Origin of the sequence: Pseudoalteromonas sp. S1608 (assembly GCF_005887265.1) — a bacterium.
GTDB classification, from domain to species: domain Bacteria; phylum Pseudomonadota; class Gammaproteobacteria; order Enterobacterales; family Alteromonadaceae; genus Pseudoalteromonas; species Pseudoalteromonas undina.
Genome location: NZ_PNDK01000014.1, coordinates 47436 through 68981 on the forward strand (window position 1 = coordinate 47436; position 21546 = coordinate 68981).

The 21546-nt window shown below is 39.5% G+C and carries 22 protein-coding genes; 10 read left to right on the forward strand and 12 right to left on the reverse strand.

All coding sequences use genetic code 11. The features are described from left to right. Nucleotides 1-40: 40 nt before the first annotated feature. The gene (locus CWB75_RS19070; protein WP_161781326.1) at nt 41-178 is read right to left on the reverse strand and encodes a hypothetical protein; all 138 of its coding nucleotides are present in this window, start codon (nt 176-178) and stop codon (nt 41-43) included. A 148-nt stretch (nt 179-326) separates the two neighbouring features. On the opposite strand from CWB75_RS19070, the gene CWB75_RS06465 reads away from it, so the two are divergent. The 3 genes from CWB75_RS06465 (at nt 327) to CWB75_RS06475 (ending at nt 2426) form a co-directional block, all read left to right on the forward strand. Then, nucleotides 327-914, forward strand: coding sequence for a hypothetical protein (locus CWB75_RS06465; RefSeq protein WP_138570181.1), 588 nt, complete (start codon nt 327-329; stop codon nt 912-914). Between the two features lie 110 nt (nt 915-1024). Further along, entirely contained in the window at nt 1025-1819 is a 795-nt protein-coding gene (locus CWB75_RS06470) for a hypothetical protein (protein ID WP_138570182.1), read from the forward strand. A 412-nt stretch (nt 1820-2231) separates the two neighbouring features. Then, nucleotides 2232-2426: a (2Fe-2S)-binding protein gene (locus CWB75_RS06475; protein WP_010389142.1), complete on the forward strand. Its 195-nt coding sequence runs from the start codon at nt 2232-2234 to the stop codon at nt 2424-2426. A 106-nt stretch (nt 2427-2532) separates the two neighbouring features. Here CWB75_RS06475 and bfr (CWB75_RS06480) read toward each other — a convergent pair whose 3' ends face one another. The 4 genes from bfr (CWB75_RS06480) to CWB75_RS06495 all read right to left on the reverse strand — a co-directional run bounded on the left by bfr (CWB75_RS06480) (nt 2533) and on the right by CWB75_RS06495 (nt 6969). Then, nucleotides 2533-2997: a bacterioferritin gene (gene bfr, locus CWB75_RS06480; RefSeq protein WP_036955020.1), complete on the reverse strand. Its 465-nt coding sequence runs from the start codon at nt 2995-2997 to the stop codon at nt 2533-2535. An 11-nt stretch (nt 2998-3008) separates the two neighbouring features. After that, complete coding sequence (gene bfr, locus CWB75_RS06485; RefSeq protein WP_054201288.1) at nt 3009-3482, reverse strand: bacterioferritin; 474 nt, start codon at nt 3480-3482, stop codon at nt 3009-3011. A 220-nt stretch (nt 3483-3702) separates the two neighbouring features. Further along, nucleotides 3703-5841, reverse strand: a complete 2139-nt coding sequence (locus CWB75_RS06490; protein WP_138570183.1) for a TonB-dependent receptor — start codon at nt 5839-5841, stop codon at nt 3703-3705. Nucleotides 5842-6108: 267 nt separating this feature from the next. After that, on the reverse strand, nt 6109-6969 hold the full coding sequence (locus CWB75_RS06495) for a cation diffusion facilitator family transporter (protein ID WP_138570184.1): 861 nt from the start codon (nt 6967-6969) through the stop codon (nt 6109-6111). A 259-nt stretch (nt 6970-7228) separates the two neighbouring features. Here CWB75_RS06495 and CWB75_RS06500 point away from each other — a divergent pair, with 259 nt between their 5' ends. The 4 genes from CWB75_RS06500 (at nt 7229) to CWB75_RS06515 (ending at nt 10266) form a co-directional block, all read left to right on the forward strand. Then, nucleotides 7229-7717: a GNAT family N-acetyltransferase gene (locus CWB75_RS06500; protein WP_138570185.1), complete on the forward strand. Its 489-nt coding sequence runs from the start codon at nt 7229-7231 to the stop codon at nt 7715-7717. Nucleotides 7718-7787: 70 nt separating this feature from the next. Next, entirely contained in the window at nt 7788-9140 is a 1353-nt protein-coding gene (locus CWB75_RS06505; protein WP_109875204.1) for a DNA-3-methyladenine glycosylase 2 family protein, read from the forward strand. Continuing rightward, nucleotides 9137-9604 carry a methylated-DNA--[protein]-cysteine S-methyltransferase gene (locus CWB75_RS06510; RefSeq protein ID WP_138570186.1) on the forward strand — a complete coding sequence of 156 codons (468 nt, stop codon included), beginning with the start codon at nt 9137-9139 and terminating at the stop codon, nt 9602-9604. Before CWB75_RS06505 ends, CWB75_RS06510 begins: the two co-directional genes overlap by 4 nt. A gap of 77 nt (nt 9605-9681) precedes the next feature. Next, the gene (locus tag CWB75_RS06515) at nt 9682-10266 is read left to right on the forward strand and encodes a thymidine kinase (protein ID WP_008112278.1); all 585 of its coding nucleotides are present in this window, start codon (nt 9682-9684) and stop codon (nt 10264-10266) included. Here the strand turns inward: CWB75_RS06515 and ltaE are convergent. Next, the gene (gene ltaE / locus CWB75_RS06520; protein ID WP_138570187.1) at nt 10249-11253 is read right to left on the reverse strand and encodes a low-specificity L-threonine aldolase; all 1005 of its coding nucleotides are present in this window, start codon (nt 11251-11253) and stop codon (nt 10249-10251) included. The genes CWB75_RS06515 and ltaE overlap by 18 nt on opposite strands. A gap of 19 nt (nt 11254-11272) precedes the next feature. Then, nucleotides 11273-12205 (reverse strand): 23S rRNA (adenine(1618)-N(6))-methyltransferase RlmF, encoded by a 933-nt coding sequence (rlmF, locus tag CWB75_RS06525; protein WP_138570188.1) that lies wholly within the window; start codon nt 12203-12205, stop codon nt 11273-11275. A gap of 129 nt (nt 12206-12334) precedes the next feature. Here rlmF and CWB75_RS06530 point away from each other — a divergent pair, with 129 nt between their 5' ends. Then, a complete protein-coding gene (locus CWB75_RS06530) occupies nt 12335-13243 on the forward strand; it encodes an alpha/beta fold hydrolase (RefSeq protein WP_138570189.1) in 909 nt (302 codons plus the stop codon). Here CWB75_RS06530 and CWB75_RS06535 read toward each other — a convergent pair. The 3 genes from CWB75_RS06535 to CWB75_RS06545 all read right to left on the reverse strand — a co-directional run bounded on the left by CWB75_RS06535 (nt 13212) and on the right by CWB75_RS06545 (nt 17862). Continuing rightward, nucleotides 13212-14654, reverse strand: a complete 1443-nt coding sequence (locus CWB75_RS06535) for a tetratricopeptide repeat-containing sulfotransferase family protein (RefSeq protein ID WP_138570190.1) — start codon at nt 14652-14654, stop codon at nt 13212-13214. The genes CWB75_RS06530 and CWB75_RS06535 overlap by 32 nt on opposite strands. 144 nt (nt 14655-14798) lie before the next feature. Then, a complete protein-coding gene (locus CWB75_RS06540; protein WP_138570191.1) occupies nt 14799-17369 on the reverse strand; it encodes a TonB-dependent receptor plug domain-containing protein in 2571 nt (856 codons plus the stop codon). Between the two features lie 334 nt (nt 17370-17703). After that, nucleotides 17704-17862, reverse strand: a complete 159-nt coding sequence (locus tag CWB75_RS06545; RefSeq protein WP_010389126.1) for an oxidoreductase-like domain-containing protein — start codon at nt 17860-17862, stop codon at nt 17704-17706. A gap of 104 nt (nt 17863-17966) precedes the next feature. Between CWB75_RS06545 and CWB75_RS06550 the strand changes: the two genes are divergently transcribed. Both CWB75_RS06550 and CWB75_RS06555 read left to right on the forward strand, forming a co-directional pair. Beyond that, nucleotides 17967-18389 carry a hypothetical protein gene (locus tag CWB75_RS06550; RefSeq protein ID WP_010389125.1) on the forward strand — a complete coding sequence of 141 codons (423 nt, stop codon included), beginning with the start codon at nt 17967-17969 and terminating at the stop codon, nt 18387-18389. 82 nt (nt 18390-18471) lie between these two features. Continuing rightward, entirely contained in the window at nt 18472-19833 is a 1362-nt protein-coding gene (locus CWB75_RS06555) for a leucyl aminopeptidase family protein (RefSeq protein WP_054201279.1), read from the forward strand. A 51-nt stretch (nt 19834-19884) separates the two neighbouring features. Here the strand turns inward: CWB75_RS06555 and gloA2 are convergent, their stop codons facing one another. Further along, nucleotides 19885-20271, reverse strand: a complete 387-nt coding sequence (gene gloA2 / locus CWB75_RS06560) for an SMU1112c/YaeR family gloxylase I-like metalloprotein (protein WP_138570192.1) — start codon at nt 20269-20271, stop codon at nt 19885-19887. Nucleotides 20272-20354: 83 nt separating this feature from the next. Beyond that, nucleotides 20355-21434, reverse strand: a complete 1080-nt coding sequence (locus CWB75_RS06565; protein WP_010389122.1) for a ketoacyl-ACP synthase III — start codon at nt 21432-21434, stop codon at nt 20355-20357. Between the last annotated feature and the right edge of the window lie 112 nt (nt 21435-21546).

Consider the following 21546-nt stretch of genomic DNA (forward strand, 5'->3'; position numbering starts at 1 on the left):
CAAACGCTTAGTTGTACTCCGGTGTTTATGGAGTTTAAGCTTAGCTCGCTACAAAAGAATTCGGGTATGAGCGATAATCGGTCATCGAGACTGGCTGAATATCGTCGTTAATTGATTGGTTAAACTGCTCTTTGCGCATATATTCATGAAAATGAGCGCTGCCCGCATATTGGTTCATTTAACTTTACCTAAAAAATTTAGAAAACTTAGTGATAGTAATGCCTTAGGTAATTTGTTAAAACTATATAAAGTAGATAAATGAGCGTTAAGTCGGCAGAAATATGCGCGATGAGCGCACTATTAAATTGTTATACGATAGGGATAGTATGAAGATACCATTAGGACTTTCAACGTTATTGATATTAGTTAGTTTTTTGTCTGCTTTATGGATAAATTGCCAAAGCTTAACTATAAATGAAAAACTAACACTATTTGTATACATAGCGACAGCTTGTGGAGGGCTAATTTCAGCAACATTTGTTGTCTATGGGTACTTCATTAATTTATCTGTCTTCAAAGAAAGTCAAAAACCGAAGCTGTTGTTGCAAGTTTTAAATTCTCAATGTCTGGTTAATGGTAGTCAGGAAACAGAACACCAAACAATTATTAGATATGCAAACCTTAGCGCTAATGAATGTAGGTCTTTAAAACTTAGAGTAGAACTTTTCAATGACCAAGAAAGCTTGAATATTGATAGATTGTTTTCCTCTGAAACTAACCTTTGTCCTGGCGATGATAGAAATCGTAGCTTTCCCACTAAAACTTATCTAAAAGAGAACGGTATTCCATCAGCTGTGCTCAAAAACCTGCAAAACTATAAACTAAAAGTCTCATATCAATATGTACTTATGAATGAAACAACATCAAGTACATATATTTACAAATGGAATGGAACCGAGTGGCAAATCGTATAACAAGTGCCTCAACCAAAGGACGCAAAATAGCAGGCTTGCACTCCTTTGTCGCTAAGTTTAGCCTGCTATTTTGCGCCGGTTAGGCAAGCGTTATAAAATAGGGGAGACTTATGGCTTCAGATAAAGATAGTATGAAGAAAGAGTTGGATGCTCTTATATTGCAGGGAAATCGTCTTTATCTTTCGATGATCGATGATGTTCAGGGACTCCCTGATGATTTCAAGGAAGACTTAAAGGAAAAGAAAATAAAACTTCCTGACTTTAAAAAGGAATATGACTCTTGGTATTCCGAATCATTAGCAATTATTAAACAGCTTCTGCCAGATCGATCTAACGATTTCATAAAGCAGTATAAAGACGAAAAAAGAAAAGAGATCGACTTCCTTACGTACGCAATATCGGATTATTTGCTAGGATTGCAAACTACGCGAACGAGTTACGGCGAAACAAAAACCATTGCAGATGGAACCGCTGCTGTTCCTAAGATGCAGAATCAAAATTCCATTTTGGCCGCAGTAGAAAAACGTTTTGAAAGTAGCCTGTTCGACATAAAAGAGGTTTTGCAAGCCGATATTTATGACTCTGAACTTGATTCTGCAAGAGATCTCGCCAAAAAAGGTTTCGTTCGAGGAGCTGGCGCTGTTGCAGGAGTTGTATTAGAAAAGCATCTTGGTCATGTTTGCTCTATGCATGGTTTGAAGTCACGAAAAAAGTACCCATCTATTTCGGACTTTTATCAGTTGCTTAAAGAAAATGAAATCATAGATACACCTAAATGGCGCTTTATACAGCATTTAGGGGACATCAGGAATTTGTGTGACCATAGCAAAGATAGGGATCCGACTAAGGAGGATGTTCTGGAGTTGGTAGAGGGCGTTGAAAAAGTCATAAAGACAGTTTTCTGAATATTTATAACAAACGCAAGCACTCGGAACAATTTTTCGTTGCACTCCAAAATGTCCGGTGTTGCGGGCGTTACCAATGACCGCTCATGGCACAAACCGGAAATAGCCCACGCACTAATCCTGTATTTATACATTAAGGCTTCTTCAGACTTAATGTAATTCATTTTAATCATTCAACTATTTACCTAATCCTACTCAAATTCAAGGTGAGACTTTAGTTAATAAATCTCAATTTAAGTGCCATACTTCGAATGAAATTAAAACAATTCTCAATCTGCCGCGAATTCTCAACTTAAGTGGCGCTGGCCAAAAAAAATGCAAAAAATTCAAATTTTATAAAAAACCAATTGATAACTATTTTCGTTTAGATTAATATAAACCCACTAAATGAAATTGAGAGTTGTTTGTATTCATGTATGTTTGTCTTTGTCACGGTGTGACCGATAAAAAAATTGAGCAAACCATCGACGATGGTGCTACTACCATGCGCGAGCTAACTAAAGAGCTTAAAGTGGGCAGCCAATGCGGTAAGTGTTGTTGTTGTACTAAAAAGATCCTCAATCGTAAACTGATTCAAATTGCAGATATAACCGATCAAGTGGCTTAATAGTAATCTACATAAATAGGCCTACCTAAACGAATTGGTATAACATTTAAAAATTAAACATAAAAAAAGCAGCCTTAGCTGCTTTTTTTGTATTTATAACTTTAACTTACAGTTGCGATTGTAAGTAGTTTTCAAGCCCAGTGTTTTTGATCAGCAGTTGCTGTGTTTCTAGCCAATCAATTTGCTCTTCTTGCTCATTTAAAATGTTATCGAGCGCTTCGCGGCTAATGTAATCTTTTTTACTCTCAGCTAGCTTAATGGCTGTGCGTAGCTCATCTACTGTATCAAGTTCAAAGCTCATGTTAGCGGCAATCATTTCTTCGCTGTTTTCACCAATGCGTAAGCGTCCTAAATCTTGAAGGTTAGGCAGGCCTTCTAAAAATAAAATACGCTCAATTAAACGATCGGCGTTTTTCATTTTTTGTATCGATACTTTGTAATCAGCTTTGTCTAGTTTACTAAAACCAAAATCTTTAAACATGCGTGCATGTAAAAAGTATTGGTTAATACCCACAAGCTCATTAGCAAGTACTTTATTTAGTGCTGCAATAACGTCTTTATCGCCTTTCATAATATAAGTCCTTATTCGCCCATTTGAGCTTGGTGATAGTTTTGAGTGCCAATTTTGTCAATCAGACCCAGTTGTTGCTCTAACCAGTAGACGTGATCTTCTTCGGTATCAAATAATAGCTTTTCTAAAATTTCACGAGATTGATAATCTTGCTGTTGTTCACAGATAGCAATAACGTCTTTAACACACTCAACCACTTCAAGTTCTAAGGTTAAGTCGTTTTGCATCATGCTTTTTACATCGTCACCAATTAACAGATCACGACGTTTAGTCATGTTTGGTACGCCTTCTAAAAAAAGAATACGCTTGATTAGCCAATCAGCGTGATCTTTTTCTTCTTCCATTTCATGGTTAAGACGCTCATAAAGTTTGTTTAAGCCCCAATCGTCGTACATACGAGAATGAATAAAATACTGGTCAATAGCAGCTAATTCGTTAGCTAACAATGTATTGAAGGCGTCGATTACTTTTTGATTACCTTTCATAGCGCTTATCCTAAAAATTCTAATTGTGGCTAGTCTAGTATATAGGCACAGAATTGCAAGTAATTTACTTATAAATCATATGGTTAATATTGAGTTTGATTCTCGTTTAAGTTTGCATTGCTGGTTAATAAACGGACAGGTTGTTATTTGTATTTTAGATCAGCAAGTTAGTTGAGGGTATAAGCGCGTTCATACCGTAAAAGTATGAACGCGTAAGTGATCAAAATTGATAAGTAACACCCACTGTGGCCGTTGTACCTAAACCTTTAATGTTGTATCCACCATAGGTGTAAGATTGCGCACGGGCAGGGAAGTAGTCTTGGTTAAATAGGTTTTCTATCCCGATAAAACTTTTCCAGTTGTCTGCAAACTGATACTGACCACTTAAATTAAAAACCGTGTAGTTATCGACAGGTCCCTGATCGCCAACATATTTACCATTATCATTAGGCTCAAAGCGCTTTCTATCACCCACATACAAGTAACTTAATGTTAGTGACAGGGTATCCGTAGGTTGCCAGTTAAGATTGGCTGTGGCTTTTGGTGGGCTGATTTGCTTAGAGCCTAAGTATATATCTGCTTCAGTATTTTTACCTTCTACATAACTATAAGTTGCCAGCAATTTAAGGGATGGGCTTATGGTGTAGTCTACTAAGGCTTCATAACCCCAAATTTCTTGAGGTGCTCTAACCGGTTCATAAACACCCGTTACTTCATTAAATTTGTTTGTAGTGCCAAGCTCAGAGGTGCTTCGATATGCTGCGACTTCTAAACGAACTGCATCAAATTGAGAATTAAAACCAATTTCATAATTATCGATAATTGAAGCTTGTGTTTGAATAAGGCCTATATCATTTACTGTGGCAGAGCGAAGTAGGCGGCCAATATCTGATATATCAGATCCCTGTGAGTAGTTTAAAAAGGGGCTGAATTTTTCATCTAGATTGTATTTAATGCCCACGTTATAGGTCGTAGCATTGTAATCAACCGTGTCGCCTTTTACGCTAATTGGCACAGAGCATTGCGTGGCCGTTTTACATAATTTAAGCGTGCGATAATCATCTACGCTAAGGTCGATATTTTCTTTGCGTACACCGGCCTTTATTATTAAGTCATTAGCAATAACCCACTTAGTTTGTAAAAAGCCCGCGACACTTTTCATGTCCATTTCTGGCACCCAAACACGCCCATCAACCAGCGGTTGTGCAGTTACATCATTTAACGCATCAATTCCGTAAATGAATGACGCTTCAACTGAGTCAAAGTCTACCTGGGTATTAAAAGTTGCTCTGGCGCCTTTTTTTTCTGAACTTATAACTGATTGACCACCTTGATAATTCTCATCCGGATTGGCAAGGTTTGGAGAGAAGAAAAACACATTTTCTATATCTTGCGTATAGAGGTCTAACGTCATTTGTGTGTTTTCAAGCAGTGCGTAGTCGGTGTATTTTAAGGTTATATTTTCGTTGCCTTCTGGCCCTTGTGGTTTACCTTGCTTTTGTAATTCTGACGGCACATGAATGGCGTAGGTTTTTTCTCCTAGGCTCATATCACCAACAACATCGCCTAAGTCGGTTTTTTGTTGTGAACTGAAGTAGTTATAACTAAATTGGAGTTGCTTTTCATCATCAAAGTCATAGCCAAGCTTAGTGAAGTAATTTTGTGTAACGGCATCAGATAAACCATATTGTAAACCGAGAATATCGCCTTGCGAATCGCGTTGTACACCGTTTTCTTCATAGCTTGCAGTTACTAAGTAGCTAAATTTATCTGCACGACCATTCAATGCTGCAGATAACCTTGCGCCTGCGCTTTCTTCAAGTTTTACCGCACTAAAACGACTCGATAAGCTTATTTCACCTTGGGTTTGCCCATCGCTTTGTGCTTGCTTGGTAATATAGTTAATAATTCCGCCTGATGCGCCGTTACCATAAATTGACGTTGCTCCTTTTATGACTTCTATTCGACCTATTGCGCTTGGATCTAAGGTTTTTACCCCTAATGATCCGTTACGCAGTGGCGTTGACTGTGGCACGCCATCAATCATGATCAGTGGGGCACGCCCGCGTAAAGTTTGTCCTGAATTACTTGAGCTTCCAGTATCTGGAGCAAGGCCGGGAACCATTTGTGCTAAAAGGCTTTGTAATTCTGGATTAACTTTTAAATGCGCTTCTATTTGCTTTTGACTAATAATAGTTATGGAAGCAGGGACCTCATCAATACTTTCAAAAACACGACTACCCGAAACAATAACGTGCTCCATTTCTGTTTGATTTAAATTTCTTTGGATCGTTGATTCGTCTGCAATACTGGCGCCACTGACTATTAATGCTATTAAGCTCAGAGATGTTTTAAACATGCGGGTCCTTCGTTTGAATGGTTTTAGTTGTATTAATGATGGGCGCAATATTAAGAGTAATTTAAAGTAAACGCAAGGTTAATGATAATTGTTTTTATTTGCGTGTATGCTATTGCAAGCTATAGGGGGTCAAATATAACGTTGCGTTAAAATAGATGCTCGTAACGGCAGTTGATTATTGTTAGCAGGCCTTCTGCGTTTTGTTGCACAAGGCATAAAAATAAAGATGCGATTAGCTTTAATTACAAAGTAATTTGTATAATCAAACTAAGGTGAACAACACTCAATTACGCAGTGTTCAATTGCAAATTCATCATGTAAATAGTGTTTTATGGCATTAAGCTCAATAGGGGTATCTGTTTGCATCACAATTTCACAGTGAGTGGTAGTATCGTCCAGTTGCCACGCTTTTATGGATTTTATTTGCGTAATAGCAAACTGTTGCAGTAATTTCTTGCTTATAAGTTGCTGATCAAAATCAATGGGTGCTGCTTGCATTAAAATGCTGCAGCTGGCTTTAAGTAATAATATACCATGATAAATAACGTACAGTGATATTAAAATAGTCGCTATTAAATCAACTACATACCACTGGTATAAAATGATTAAAGTACCGGCAATAATAACGACTATTGATGCCATTGCATCAGATACATTATGAATAAACGCCGCCTTTATATTCATGTTATTTTTAGCGCCGGCTTTAAAGGTTAATAACGCAGTGACTAAATCAACGAGTAGCGCTACTGCGGCAACCCATACAATAATCCAACCGTTAATTGGTTGGGGGTTTAAATAACCATTTATGGCTTCAAAAATTAAATAACCCCCGATGACTATTAACGTAGTGCTATTAAAAAGGGTTGCTAGTATTTCTGCGCGTTTGTAGCCAAAATGATGGGTTGTATCAGCCTGTTTATTGCCAATTTTTCGGGCAACGAGGGCAATAAATATAGAGGCCGCATCACTTAGGTTATGTAATGCATCGGCAATTAATGAAAGGCTACCAGAAAATACGCCACCAACAACTTGCACTGCAGTCAGTAAAACATTTATAAATACGGCAAGAGTGAGCTGTTTATCACTTTGGTTATCATCAACGTGACTGTGTGAGTGACCATGACCCATTTTAGTTAAACTCCCTTATTGCTTTACTTTTTACTCATAATGACAACTTTTTACGATTTATAAAAGCGCTGTTTTAATTTGTTTTTTAGATATCTTAATGGCTAAATTTAAATAAGCCCGTGATAGTTACGTATTGAATATAAAAACGATATGCTAGGGTATAAATAATTGTATTAATGGCTTAAGTTATCATAATTATTTAGGCACTTTTTATTTTAAATTTAATAGGCATAAAAGTCGTTTTGAAGGGTTAATAACAATGAACACAGCAATAGAAATTCGCGATGCACAGCCAAGTGATGCAAAAACAATTCTGCATTTTATTAATGAGCTTGCCATTTACGAAAAAGAGCCAGATGCAGTTAAAACAGATGAACAAGCAATTTTAGATACACTGTTTTGCGACGGCGCAACAGCGCATAGTTTAATTTGTTTACAAGATGGTGAGCCGATTGGTTTTGCGGTGTATTTTTACAACTACTCTACTTGGTTAGGTAAAAATGGTCTCTATTTAGAAGATTTATATGTTAGCCCAGATAGCCGTGGAAATGGTGCCGGTAAAGCTATCATGAAAGAGCTGGCAAACAGAGCAATAAGCAAAGACTGTGGCCGCTTTGAGTGGGTAGTGCTTGATTGGAATAAACCCGCGATTGATTTTTATAATAGCATGGGTGCTGAGCCACAAAATGAATGGATTATATATCGCTTAACGGGCCAAGCATTGATTGATTTTGCAAACAAAGATTAGTACCGAATATGGCCAGTAATATACCTAGTTTTTGTTAAGCTAAGCGCTACATAATTTATAAGAGCAATTTATGGTTAATCAGCATTGGCAAAAAGCGCGTCAGAGCCGCGATGCGCGTTTTGATGGGCTTTTTTATGTAGCGGTAAAAACCACAGGTATTTATTGTCGGCCAATTTGCCCCGCGCCCACTGCGCATGAAAAAAATGTAACCTACTATCAGTTTGCGCACTCTGCAGCGCAAGCCGGGTTTAGGCCTTGTATTCGTTGCAGGCCCGATAGCGCACCAGGTAGTGCTGCTTGGCTGGGATCACAAACCACTGCATTGCGTGCTAAGCAGTTAATTGATCAATATCACGAGTGTGATTGTGAAGTACTTGCTGCGCGTTTAGGAATAAGCAGCCGCTATTTAAGGCGGCTTTTTTCTCAATATTTTGGTCTTTCAGTAACTCAATATCGGTTATTTAATCAATGCCATTTTGCAAAAAAATTGATTCAAGAAACCAGCTTACCGCTTACCGAGATAGCGTTTGCTTCCGGCTTTAAAAGTGTGCGACGATTCAATGATGCTTTTTTAAAACAACTTAATATCGCGCCCTCAGCGCTCAGAACCGCCAAGCACTCAACTGATCTTGGGCTCACCTTAACTTTGCCTTTTCGTCCGCCATATAACTGGCAAGCATTGCATGGGTTTTTAGCAAAACGACTTATAGAGCCAATAGAGTGGTTAACGCCAACCAGTTATGGGCGTACTTTTACTTATAAATCGTGTAGAGGCCGCTTTAATGCTGAATTTATTGCAGATAAACATCATTTTCGGGTGCAAATTGATATAGATAATACGCAATATTTACAGCCAGTTATTAACAACATTCGCCGTGTACTTGATTTAGATGCAGATACTTATTTAATTGAGGCGCATTTAAGCGAACACATTAATAATGCATTTCCACTTACTAAAGGCTTAAGGTTACCGGGTATTTGGTCAACCTTTGAAGCGGGTATTCGCGCTGTGTTAGGTCAGCAGGTGAGTGTAACTGCGGCGCATAATTTAGTGACTCAATTAGTGCAACAGCTTTCGGAGCAACAAGAGGGAAAGGTGTACTTTCCAACACCTGAAGTAGTGGCAGGTAGTGATTTTGCTTTTTTTAAAATGCCGCAGGCACGTAAAAATGCACTGCATAATCTCGCTGAATTTTGTGCTATTCACCCCAAGGAGGATGATTTAGACCAATGGCTTACTTTAAAAGGAATTGGCCCTTGGACGGTTAATTACGCAAAACTGCGCGGTCAAAGCCAACCCGATATTTTACTTGATGGCGATTTAGGGGTTAAAAAAGCCCAAGCGGCAGCAAGCTCGTTTGAATCTGCGAACTGTGCACCATTTCGATCTTACTTAACTTTTCAACTTTGGCAGCAATTATGATAGTGCAAACCAGTTTACCCAGCCCGATTGACGATATTATTATTCAGGCAACTGAAAACGGTATTAGTTATGTGGGGTTTTATCCACCGACCAGTTATGTCAGTACGCCTTTAAATAAGGTGACTAATTCACATGTTTTATCTTGTGTGGCGCAGCTTAATGAGTATTTTGCTCATACGCGTACTGAGTTTGATTTAGAGCTTGATACTAGCGGCACGCCATTTCAGCAAAGCGTATGGCAGGCATTACAAAGTGTACCGTTTTCTAAAGTGGCAACCTATAAAGATATTGCCATACAATTAAATAATCCTAAAGCAGTGAGGGCGGTGGGGGCTGCAAATGGCAAAAATCCAATCAGTATTATTGTGCCGTGTCACCGCATCATTGGTGCAAATAAAAAGCTAACTGGTTATGCTGGTGGCTTAGAGCGCAAGCAATGGTTACTAGAGCATGAAGCAAAATAAATAAAATAGCGTTTCCAAATTTGTATTCTCTGCACTTTAGGGTAGCATAAGCGCACTTTTTATTTGAAGGCACGGCCATGGCGCAATTATACTTTTACTACTCTGCAATGAATGCAGGTAAATCAACTACTTTATTACAATCAGCGTTTAATTATAAAGAGCGCGGTATGGAGCCGGTGATCCTCACCGCTGCCATTGACGATAGAGCAGGAGTGGGCAAAGTATCCTCACGTATAGGCCTTCAAGCAGATGCACATATTTATGATGCGGATAAAGACGTATACGAGCTAATTAAATCGCTCAATAGTGATAAAAAACGCCATTGTGTACTCGTGGATGAATGTCAGTTTTTATCTAAAGATCAAGTTATGCAGTTAACCGATGTAGTCGATGAATTAGGCATTCCCGTATTGTGTTACGGCTTAAGAAACGACTTTAGAGGAGAGTTATTTAGCGGCTCGCAATATTTACTTGCTTGGGCTGATAAGTTAATAGAACTTAAAACGGTGTGTCATTGTGGGCGTAAAGCAAATCACGTATTACGTACCGATGAAAATGGCGAGGCTATTGCCGATGGCAACCAAGTAGAAATTGGCGGCAACGACCGTTATGAATCGGTGTGCCGCAAACATTATAAAGCCGCGTTAAATATGGGCCGTTAGGGCTTTTATAAAGGTATCTATATCCGCTTTGGTTATACCTAAATGGGTTACTAGCCTAAGTTGCTTACTTGGGCTAAACACAATGTCCTGTGCTTTTAAATTTGCTGCTAGTTTTGTGATGTTTATGCTGTTATCAAACGTAGCGTAAACCATGTTTGTGGTATTACTCATGTTTACGTTAAAACCTGCCACGTTATTTAACTGCTTTGCTAAATAACGTGCATTAGCGTGGTCATCGACTAAACGTTGAGTGTTATTTTCTAAAGCATATTGCCCCGCAGCAGCTAATATACCCGCTTGGCGCATACCGCCGCCAAGCACTTTTCGCCAGCGTCTTGCTTTGGCTATCAATGCTGTTGAACCAAGCAATAATGAACCAACAGGTGCACCTAATCCTTTTGATAAGCAAATAGATACAGAGTCAAAATGTTGGGTTATTTCTTTAATATCAACGTTAAGCTCGGCAGCAGCATTAAAAGCGCGAGCGCCATCTAAATGCAGTGCTAAGTTACGTTGGTTAACAAATTCGCGTGCTTTGAGTAAATAATCAATACCGAGTACTTTACCACCTATGGTGTTTTCAAGGCTTAACAGGCGGGTTTTTGCAAAGTGGCTATCATCGGGTTTAATTGCTGCAGCAATTTTAGTAAAACATAGACTACCATCGGCTTCATTTTCAATAGGCTGTGGCTGAATAGAGCCTAAAACGGCAGCGCCACCGCCTTCAAACTTGTAGTTATGAGCATTTTGGCCACATATATACTCGTCGCCGCGTTCACAATGGGCCATTAATGCAAGCAGATTTGTTTGTGTGCCTGAGCTACAAAAAAGTGCATCTTGCACATTAAAACGTAATCGAGCATAAGCTTCTAATTGGTTTACACTTTCATCATCGCCATAAACGTCGTCGCCGACGGGGGCATGATACATAATATCCCGCATTTTGCTGCACGGTTTTGTTACTGTATCTGAGCGAAAATCTATCATGGGGTGTCCTTAAGTGGCTTTATACTAATTCTTCACAAATTTGTTCTCGGGTGGCTTTATCAAAATAGCTCCATGCAATAAAGCGACTGACTTTTTGCCCTTGTGCCATTTCAACAATTTTAAATTCACTAATAGGCTGTTGTTTTAGCTGTGCTTCTAAGGCTGCTAGAGTTTCTTTTTTAGAAACCAACGAGGTAAACCAAATTACTTGGTCACTGTGAACCCTGCTTTCTTTGATCATGTTAGAAATGAATGCTAATTCACCACCTTCACACCACAGCTCATTACTTTGTCCGCCAAAATTAAGTGCTTGCGAAGGCGCTTTGCCTAAGTTTTTCCATTTACGTTCACTGCCTTTACTGGCTTCTTCTGCACTGGCGTGAAATGGCGGGTTACACATCGTTAAATGATACAAATCTTTCGCATTAATCACCCCTTTAAAAATATGCTCGGGATTTTTTTGTTGTTTAAGCGTTATTTTTAGATTATTGAACTGAGCGAGCTGCTTGGCTATTTTTATTGCTGCAGAGTCTATGTCGCTGCCAGTAAAATGCCATTGGTATTCGCTATTGCCCGTTAGCGGGTAAACTAAGTTAGCGCCAGTGCCTATATCAAGCACTTTAATTTGTCGTCCAGTGGGAATAACCTGCTGATTATCTTCGCTGAGTAAGTCAGCTAAGTAATGAATATAATCTACTCTACCTGGAATAGGTGGGCACAAGTTGTGCTCAGGAATGTCCCAAAAGTTAATGTTGTAATGACTTTTTAATAGCGCCTGATTCAAGGTTTTTACAGCTAAGTTATTACTAAAATCAATACTTTGATTACCTGCTGGAGTCGTAATTAAAAAAGCAGTTAACGAAGGGGTTTGCGAGGTAAGCAAATTAAAATCGTAACCATTTTTGTGTTGATTGTGCGGATGTAATTTAGAACGAGTTGATTTTGCTTTCATGAGGCTTTTTTAACTACAGGAATAAAAGCCAATAGTAACAAATACAGACAAAAAAAGTGCATAATTTTCCCTTTGGCTTACCAGTCATTACTGGTAGGATGAGTTGTTAGCAATTATAAGGAATTCGCTTTGGCAGTTACTCAAGAGTCTGTTTTTATTAAATTAGGTGAGCATCAAACACTGCATTTGCGCCGTATCGCCAACCAGCAGCAAAGTGGGCCTGTGGTGTTATTAATTCATGGTGCGGTAGAAAATGGCAAAATATTTTACACTCATAGTAATAAAGGGTTAGCGCCTTTTTTAGCTGAACAAGGGTATTGTTGCTACGTAGCTGATTTACGCGGGCGTGGTGAAAGTAAGCCAGCTATTTGTAAGCAAGCACGGTATGGACAAACTGAGGCGATTGTTGAGGATATTCCGGCATTTATTGAGAAAATTGAACAGTTAGAGAGTAAAAAACCTGACTTTTTAGTTGCTCATTCTTGGGGTGGGGTGTTGCTTAATAGTGTGTTTGCTCGCTTTCCTGAGCTGATAAACGATGTAAAAGCGTGTGCCTATTTTGGTTCAAAGCGTTCGCTATTTAATAACCACCCTAAAAAGTTATTTCAGGCCAATTTGATTTGGTATTTTATGGCACCAATTTTAGCGAAAAAACACGGTTATTTACCGGCAAAACGCTTAAAGTGGGGCAGTGATGATGAAACTCAAAAGTCGCACTATCAAAGTATGCAGTGGGCGAAACAAAACCCGTGGATAGACAGTGATGACGGGTTTGATTACGCTAAAACATTAGCAACTCTCACGCTTCCTCCAACGTTGCATATTGCGGCAGTAAAAGATAAAGCATTGGCACAGCCTATCGATATTCAAAAGTTTATTGATGAGTCGGGTACTGGGGTGCAAAAAATGCAAATATATGGCCGCCGCTTTGGGCACAAAGTAGATTACGACCATATTAATATGCTTACTCACCCTCAGGCACGCCAAGAACAGTTTATGGATGTGCTTAATTGGTTTGAGGCAACGAGAGCAAACTAAGTAAAGGGGCTTCATAACGCTGCCACTTATCAAGGCTTTTGTTATTTACAGGTTGCCTGATGGCATGTTTACTGAGCGTTGTAACGGCGCTTTTGTTTTTGTAAAAGTCCAAACAAGTCTGTTCAAATTCGCAGCCAGTAAAACTTAATAGTGCGGTTAATTGATCTTTAGGATTTTCAATTAACTGCTCGTAACTTAAATTATAAATAGCTAAGCGGTTAAATTGCTGCCAATGGCTCATTAGCTTTTCATAAAGCTGATGATACAAAGCAAATTCATTTAAATCACAAAAATAGGGTTCGTTTTCAGCAAAGTAATTAGTAAACACTGAAAATGCGGTTGCATGAAAGTTGCGGGTCAGGTTTATAAACTTAGCATCTGGGAATAAAATATAAATTAACCCTAAGTTTTGGTAGTTGCTAGGCAGTTTATTGATCACAAATGCGCAATTGCCCTCAAAAGAGCTTAACGTATCTAAATAAATAGCTCTGGCTTGGTTAATTAAAGGCGTTGTTAGCTTAGTTAAGCATTGAGGGTAGCGTAACCCTGTTTTATGTTCTAAAAAGGCGACTACCTTATTACTAATACTGAAGTCTTCTCCAAGCGTTGCCCATTGACTGTGCCCTGCTAACATTTGTTCGAGTAGAGTTGAGCCGCTTCGTGGCATGCCAATAATAAACACGGGCGTAACAGGGTACTGCTTATTTAGGTTTGCTAAATTGAGCACACTTTCATTGTTATATTCAATAAGTTGATCATAAAAGCCAATTAAATCTTCAGTATTAAATTCACTGAGTTTGTGTTGTTGCTGATTGGCAATCACAAAATAGTTAAACGCTTGATCAGTATCGTCTAACTTGTCGTAACTTTTAGCTAAAGCATAGTAGCAGACCATTTTTAAGCGTAGGTTATTTGTTTGCGTTAAAAAATGGTGTAACTGATCGATGTAATTATTTGCTTTATTAAAACGCCCTAATTGTACCAATTCAAATAAAACATAAGCCGTAACCGGTGCTATTCCAAGCTTTAATGCCTCCTCTAATGTGACCTGCGCTTTATCAAGCTCGCCAAAATTTAAATAATGCTGAGCTAAATAATAGTGGGTGTCTGGGTTGTCTGCGGCAATGCTTGTTGCGTACTCGAGTACTTTTTGCGCGTCCTCAGGGGAGTTGACCGCATTAAATGCATCACTTAATGCATACAAAGGTTCTAATACATAAGGGAGGTGCTGACACGCTCGTTGTAGTATATACACAGCGGCATCAAATTGTTCCAAACGCAGTGCTACTTTACCAAGGCCAAACAGGGCGTCACCATTGTCAGGCTCTGCTTGTAATAGCGTTTTGTAATGAAACTCAGCTTCTCTAAGCTTGTTTTGTGACAATAACTCATTCGCTTTTTTTAGTAGCATAATACAACTAATATTCTTTTTATTTACTATAACCCCAAAGCCACAAAAAATGCGAGTGTAAAAGTCATTTTAAATGGGTTTATAGAGGGTAATAAAAAGGCGAAATGCTTTACACATTTCGCCTTTGATTATCATTAACACATTTTAGAAAGTATAGGTTGCTTTAGCGTAGTAAAAGCCACCATTAATTCCGTATGGAGATGTTTCGTAGTACTTACCACCCCAGTTGTTATTTGGTGCTACGGCGAAATCAAGTTTCTCTGCTTCTTGATCCAGTAGGTTTTGTGCACCGACTGAGAAACTAATTGAGTCATTCATGAAGTAAGTTACTTCAACATCTAATGTGACTGCTGCATCAGCCATTTTAGCCGTTTCATCATAATCTACGTGAACGCCTTGGTACTCACCAAAGTAGTTAAGGCGAGAAAATGCTGAAAAGCTTTCCCATTGTTGTGCCCAGCTCAGTGTTGCACGGTGATTAGGTAAGTCATTTTCAAGACGACTTACTTTAAATGCACCGGTAATATCACTTGAGCGTGTTACTTCTGTTTCATTCCAGTTGTAAGCTAAGCTAAATGTAGAGCTACCACTGAACAACTCAGCCGAGTAGTTAGCAACTAAGTCAACACCTTGAGTAGTGGTATCAAAGTCATTGGTAAAGAAACTAACTTGCGCTAAGTTTTGTACGTTAGGTACACCAGCAGCTTCGAGCGTGTCTTTATCTGCTTGGCTAAGTTCGATTTTATCTGACTGACTAATACGATCATCTACTTGGATGTTGTAGTAATCAACTGTTAAGAATAAATCGCCAATGGTGTATACCGCACCAAAGGTGTAGCTTTGCGATTCTTCAGGCTCAAGTTCAGTACCACCTAGTTGAATAGCAATTGGGTTTGTAGGTGGTAACAATGCTGAATCTACCAGTACACCACTGCTTAAGTTAGTTTGTACGTTACTAACATTTGCTTGGCCTACGGTAGGCGCACGGAAACCAGTGCTAATTGAGCCTCGAACGTTTAGATCTTCAGTAAGGTGGTATTGACCCATTAACTTATAGTTAGTGGTTGAACCAAAGGTATCGTAATCTTCGTAGCGAAGCGCTAAGCCCATTAAGAACTCTTCAGTAAATGGCGCTTCAATATCAATGTAAGCTGCATAGTTGCGACGGTCGTATTCGCCTGCATCTGATGGTTTAAATCCAGGGAAACCGTTAGAACCAATACCAAAACCTTGATCAGTTAATGGGCCGGCAATAAACGAAGCTTCATCGCCTGCTACTACGGTAAAGGTTTCTTCATGCCACTCTAAACCACCGGCAATGTTTACATCGTAAGCTAAGTCAAAGTCAAAACCCTTTGAAATATCAAAATTAAAGTTTTTCTCTAATTGTTCATATTTACCTGGGCTAAAATCACGCGGAGTATCTGGACCCAATGAAGCATTGATTGTGTCGTATATAAAGTAGCGAGATTCGTTGTAACCTACAGTACCGCTTAGATCATAGTAAGCGCCTTCTAAAAAGCCACCAGTAAACTCACCTTTAGTACCAATAGTGAGTGACGTATCTGTGATATTACCACCAAAGTTTGGTGTAAAACCGCCCGGAAGCATTTCGTTAAATGCGAAACAATCAGGGTTGTTTGCTACACCATTAATGTAGTCAGGGTTATCAAGAACGTTGTCATCAATCATAATGGTTGGACAGTTACCGCTCATATCACCGGTTAAGTCACCAACAAGAAGTGTTTCGCCACCATCGTTTGAGTATGCACCAGGGCGAGTATGCGGGTTACGGTAATAAAAACCACCGCGTACATCACGCTCTGAGTAGTTACCAAACATATAAAATTGAGAGTCGTTAGTTAGCTCTAAACCAACATTACCAAAGATAGAGATGTCGTCATCTACCTCAGGTGCACCCCATACTTGGGTGATTGGGGCAATGTCTGGAACGCCTGCAGCATCAAGTGCTGTGGCATCGGCTCTTTGTACAGAACGGCTGGTCGCATCGGCTGTTTTGTACTGAAAACTTAAATTTGCAAAACCGCTATCGGTAAATGGTAAGCCCACATTACCTGAAATTTGGGTTGTATCACCATCGCCTTCGTAATATTGGCCTTTACGAACTTCGAATGACCCGCCTTCTGAGGCATCTTTAAGTTGGAAGTTTAAAACCCCAGCAATCGCATCAGAACCATATTGTGCAGCAGCACCATCGCGAAGTACTTCTACTTGCTTCAGTGCAATACTTGGAATAACTGAAATGTCGGCACCTTGAGCACCATCATTAATACCACCACCTAAAAAGGCAATAACAGAGGCACGATGACGACGTTTACCGTTAAGTAAAATTAGTGTGCTATCAGAAGGAAGTCCGCGCAAGTTTGCAGGGCGTACTAATGAAGCGGCATCACTGATTGGCATTGAGTGAACGTTTAAAGAAGGAATAGCCCCTTTTAACAGCTCTAGCATATCTGTGTTGCCTGACTTGCTAAGCTCTTCGCCACCGATAATGTCGATAGGAACAGGTGAGTCACCAATAGAGCGAGGCGCAGAGCGGGTACCAACTACGGCAATTTTTTCTACGTTTTTGTTTACTTTAACTTCGGTTTGCTCTTTTTGAGCCATTGCTGAACCAGAAACAAACAAGCCTGCGGCTGTTGTTGCTAGAGCAAATTTGATCGCCTGTTGAAGCGCATTGCTTTTTAATTTCATTCTAAATATCCCCAGTTAGAATTGATTTGTATAGTCTATTTACTGACTTATTTTTGTGGACATTTCACATTCAATGGGGAGCAAATATAGCTAACTCACTCCTAAAAGCTTAATTAATTAAGCGCACCTCCTGTGAGTCCTCGAAATAGACTATAGATAAAAAAACTAAAGAGGGCAATGGCTAATTAACTACTATTTAACAAGTGGAAACAAATGGTTTATCTAAAAATAACGCAGAGTTAATCACAACTAGGGCGAGAAAAGGGGGTAAAAACAGACATTGATACATAATTACTAACTAAATAAGCTATTTTAGTTATTTTCTATTATTGAATTAAATTGACTTACTGTTGATATTTTCACCATGGTGTTTTTTCCACGCAGCCAGCTTTTCTTTATATTCATCCCACACGCAAGGGCAGCAACTGCCGCCGCCACAGCACTCATCAGATTTTGGTCTTTCGGGTTTAGTACTAGGGATGTTTTTTTGCATTTTTTTATTACAAAAGTGGAAAAAAGGACGCTTAGAATAAATGATTGAATAAAGCGTGTAAATTATTCTTTGTGAACTTAGAACGCTGTGTGAGAATACAGGCTATGCGATTATATAAAGTCATTCATCGTGCACCCTGGCGGGTTGCTAAAATAAGTAAAAAGCGACAACAACTACGCTTTCGTCGTGCTATGGTCGCGCTTAAAATAGCCCTTGCTCAGGAAAAGCAAGAAACCAAAGAAATGCTAATAACTTATAGGCGTTATACCCAAGGGCAAACAAACAAAGCAGAACTAAAACGCGCCAACGAGCAGTTTGTAGATATATTAAAAGGATTAGGACTAGGCGTTTTTGCGTTATTACCGTTTGCACCATTAACTATTCCACTGGTTGTTAAACTAGGGCAGTTAGTGGGTGTTGATGTATTGCCAAGTTCTTTTAGTATGAATAAGCCTATTAAAGAAATTGATCAACAGATTGCTCAACAAAGCCAACAGCAAGACTCAACTCCCTCAAAGAAGAAGTAAGCTAGCAGAACATAATTAGCTATACCTTTTAATAGTGCTTATTGTTATGCTAGGACATCATTTTCTATTATGTGAGTCATTAATGAGCGCTTTACTTCGTCATACCTCTTCAGGAATTCCTCTATCTTTTATTGTTAAAAATGAATTAACAGACTGGCTTACTCAGCAACCAAGCTTTGTGCAGCAGTGGCTTGCAAATACCGATTTTGAAAAGTCAGGACTTGCGTTAATACCAAACGCAGAAACCGGTGAATTAAGCCAAGTATTTTGTATTATGCAACGAGTCGATGATTTTTGGGCTGCTGGCGAGCTTGCAAGTAAATTACCTAAAGGCTGCTATCAAATTCAGGGTGATGAGTCTTTAGTTTCTCAACTTGCTTTAGGCTTTGTGTTAGGTGGTTATGAGTTCAGTGAGTATAAACAAAAAGCCACAGCAAAAGCTCAGCTTGGCATTGCCGATAAAACATTATATGAGCAAGTAAAACAACAAGCAGATGCAATTAATCTAGCTCGCGACTTAGTTAATACCCCAGCTGCCGATATGATGCCGCAGCACTTATCACAGGTAATGAGCGATTTAGCTGATACATTCGACGGCGAGTTTACCCAATGGGTAGGCGATGAGTTATTAGAACAAAATTATCCAACTATTCATATGGTAGGCCGTGCAAGTGAAAACAAACCGCGTTTACTCGATTTGAAGTGGGGGGCGGTTGATGCGCCACAAATTACATTAGTCGGTAAAGGTGTATGTTTTGACTCAGGTGGGCTAGATTTAAAACCAAGTTCAGGCATGCGTAACATGAAAAAAGACATGGGTGGGGCTGCGCATGTTATTGCCTTGGCTCAATTAATCATGGCTGCTAACTTACCAATACGTCTTCGTGTTTTAGTACCTGCGGTTGAAAATGCTGTTTCGCGTAATGCATTTCGCCCTGGGGATGTAATAAAAACCCGTAAAGGTATTATGGTCGAAATAGATAATACTGATGCAGAAGGGCGACTAGTTCTGTGTGATGCTTTGAGCGAAGCACAAAACGATGAGCCTGAATTAATTATTGATTTTGCTACCTTAACTGGTGCGTGCCGTGTTGCTTTAGGGACAGAGCTGCCAGGCTTTTTCTCAACGGAACGTGATGTCGCTAATGCGATTATGGATTCGGGGATGCAAGTTAACGACCCTGTTTGGCAATTACCGTTATTCGAGCAATACACCCCATTTTTGAAAAGCGATGTGGCTGATATGACTAACTGTTCAAGTACGCCATTTGGTGGCGCAATAACCGCTGCGCTTTATTTGAAAGAATTTGTAGAGCCAAACACACCATGGGTTCATTTTGATGTAATGGCATGGAACTTACGAGCATTACCAGGGCGCCCTGCAGGTGGTGAAGCTCTGGGCATTCGTGCAGTATTTACTTACCTACAAAATCGATTTAACTAACCTAACTAGGGTTAACTAAATCAAACATATCTTGCCTTGAGTTATTTGATGTTAAAGCGCATATAACTCAAGGGGTAAACCATCTGGATCGGCAAAAAAGGTGAATTTTTTGCCGGTAGTTTCATCCACTCTTATTTCTTCTACGTCGATTCCATGCGACTCTAAATACGTTTTACTGTTTTCTACACTACTAACCTTAAATGCTAAATGTCTAAGTCCTTGTGCTTCGGGGTAGCTTGGTCTACTCGGCGCATCGTTAAACGAAAATAATTCTAACTGACTGCCATCAGGTAAAGCTAAATCGAGTTTGTAAGACTGACGCTCTGCTCGATAATGCTCATTAATAATCGTGAGTTTTAATATTTCACTATAAAAATGTTTAGAGCGTGGGTAGTTGCTACAAATGATGGCTACATGATGAATGCCTAGTAGTTGCATATATTTTCCTTAAAAAACAAAAAAGCGCACTGAAAGCAGTGCGCTGTTTATCAATACATATTTGCTTGGTGTAATGTTAGCTTTTAGCTAGGCTCTGCGTCTTTACACGCTTTTACAGCTGGTGCAACAAGCTCTAAACCTGTTTTATCACACGGTGGAAGTTTAGCATCGCTAACAGCAATGGGGGTTACTCGCTCGCCCCATTTGATATAACTTGCCGCCCACGTTAGGCCTGCTCCAAATGCAGCCGACATAATATTGGCATGCGGCTTAATTAAACCTTGCTCAACGGCCTCACACAGCGCAATGGCAATCGTTGCAGCAGAGGTATTACCGTATTCGCCAATGTTAACCATTACTTTACTGTCTTCAACCTTTAAACGGTTTTGAATTGCTTGAATAATGCGTAAGTTAGCTTGATGCGGAACTAGTACATCGATATCGTCTAACTTAAGGTTGGCTTGTTCAAGCACGTCGTCACAGGCTTCACTCATGCCTTTAACGGCACGTTTAAATATTTCACGGCCTTCAAATAAAAGGTCTGATGGGCCAATTGGCTCATATTTATTTAAATCACTGCCAAAATTAGTAATGTGTAAAATATCACGATCTTCGCTGTCACAGCCGGTTTTAGTTCCTAATAAGCCTGCAGGTGTTTCTGCTGCTTCAAGCACAACGGCACCGGCACCATCACCAAATAATACTGCGCTATCGCGTCGTGCCCAGTTTACGTACCACGTCATGCGCTCAGCGGCAATAACTACGGCTTTTTTGATCATACCGGCTTGAATTTGCGCTGTCGCAGCTTGTAAAGCATATAAAAAACCAGAACATGCTGCATTGGTGTCCATGGCTGCAGCGCCAGTGGCGCCAATATTTTTTTGTACTAATGAGGCAGTGTTTGCAACTACTGTTGAGGGGGTGCACGTTGCTAAAATAACTAAATCGATATCTTTTGCATCTACGCCAGCGCAAGCAATAGCATGTTTTGCAGCCACACTAGCAAGCTCGGCAGTACTTACATGGCTAACTCTACGGGCTTTGATACCGGTACGCGTGGTGATCCACTCATCGGTGGTATCTACAATTTCACTTATTTCGTCGTTGCTGATGCTGGCTGGTGGAATGCATTTGCCCCAACCAGTGATATGTGCGTAAGGCATAGTGTGTTCTCTTAAAAGTGGTATGACGTGTTCGTCTAATGAATACGTTATAACAAAAATTAGCTATTAACTCTAGTTTATAGCAGCTATAGAGCTGTAATTACTGCTATTT

Excerpts from the sequence above, each read along its gene's own strand:
- CWB75_RS06565 (WP_010389122.1), bottom strand. The coding sequence starts at position 21,434 with ATGCCTTACGCACATATCACTGGTTGGGGCAAATGCATTCCACCAGCC.
- CWB75_RS06465 (WP_138570181.1), top strand. The coding sequence starts at position 327 with ATGAAGATACCATTAGGACTTTCAACGTTATTGATATTAGTTAGTTTT.
- CWB75_RS06550 (WP_010389125.1), top strand. The coding sequence starts at position 17,967 with ATGCGATTATATAAAGTCATTCATCGTGCACCCTGGCGGGTTGCTAAA.
- CWB75_RS06475 (WP_010389142.1), top strand. The coding sequence starts at position 2,232 with ATGTATGTTTGTCTTTGTCACGGTGTGACCGATAAAAAAATTGAGCAA.
- CWB75_RS06500 (WP_138570185.1), top strand. The coding sequence starts at position 7,229 with ATGAACACAGCAATAGAAATTCGCGATGCACAGCCAAGTGATGCAAAA.
- CWB75_RS19070 (WP_161781326.1), bottom strand. The coding sequence starts at position 178 with ATGAACCAATATGCGGGCAGCGCTCATTTTCATGAATATATGCGCAAA.
- CWB75_RS06545 (WP_010389126.1), bottom strand. The coding sequence starts at position 17,862 with ATGCAAAAAAACATCCCTAGTACTAAACCCGAAAGACCAAAATCTGAT.
- CWB75_RS06505 (WP_109875204.1), top strand. The coding sequence starts at position 7,788 with ATGGTTAATCAGCATTGGCAAAAAGCGCGTCAGAGCCGCGATGCGCGT.
- CWB75_RS06510 (WP_138570186.1), top strand. The coding sequence starts at position 9,137 with ATGATAGTGCAAACCAGTTTACCCAGCCCGATTGACGATATTATTATT.
- CWB75_RS06490 (WP_138570183.1), bottom strand. The coding sequence starts at position 5,841 with ATGTTTAAAACATCTCTGAGCTTAATAGCATTAATAGTCAGTGGCGCC.
- CWB75_RS06515 (WP_008112278.1), top strand. The coding sequence starts at position 9,682 with ATGGCGCAATTATACTTTTACTACTCTGCAATGAATGCAGGTAAATCA.
- CWB75_RS06495 (WP_138570184.1), bottom strand. The coding sequence starts at position 6,969 with ATGGGTCATGGTCACTCACACAGTCACGTTGATGATAACCAAAGTGAT.
- bfr (WP_054201288.1), bottom strand. The coding sequence starts at position 3,482 with ATGAAAGGTAATCAAAAAGTAATCGACGCCTTCAATACATTGTTAGCT.
- CWB75_RS06535 (WP_138570190.1), bottom strand. The coding sequence starts at position 14,654 with ATGCTACTAAAAAAAGCGAATGAGTTATTGTCACAAAACAAGCTTAGA.
- CWB75_RS06540 (WP_138570191.1), bottom strand. The coding sequence starts at position 17,369 with ATGAAATTAAAAAGCAATGCGCTTCAACAGGCGATCAAATTTGCTCTA.
- rlmF (WP_138570188.1), bottom strand. The coding sequence starts at position 12,205 with ATGAAAGCAAAATCAACTCGTTCTAAATTACATCCGCACAATCAACAC.
- gloA2 (WP_138570192.1), bottom strand. The coding sequence starts at position 20,271 with ATGCAACTACTAGGCATTCATCATGTAGCCATCATTTGTAGCAACTAC.
- CWB75_RS06555 (WP_054201279.1), top strand. The coding sequence starts at position 18,472 with ATGAGCGCTTTACTTCGTCATACCTCTTCAGGAATTCCTCTATCTTTT.
- CWB75_RS06470 (WP_138570182.1), top strand. The coding sequence starts at position 1,025 with ATGGCTTCAGATAAAGATAGTATGAAGAAAGAGTTGGATGCTCTTATA.
- ltaE (WP_138570187.1), bottom strand. The coding sequence starts at position 11,253 with ATGATAGATTTTCGCTCAGATACAGTAACAAAACCGTGCAGCAAAATG.
- bfr (WP_036955020.1), bottom strand. The coding sequence starts at position 2,997 with ATGAAAGGCGATAAAGACGTTATTGCAGCACTAAATAAAGTACTTGCT.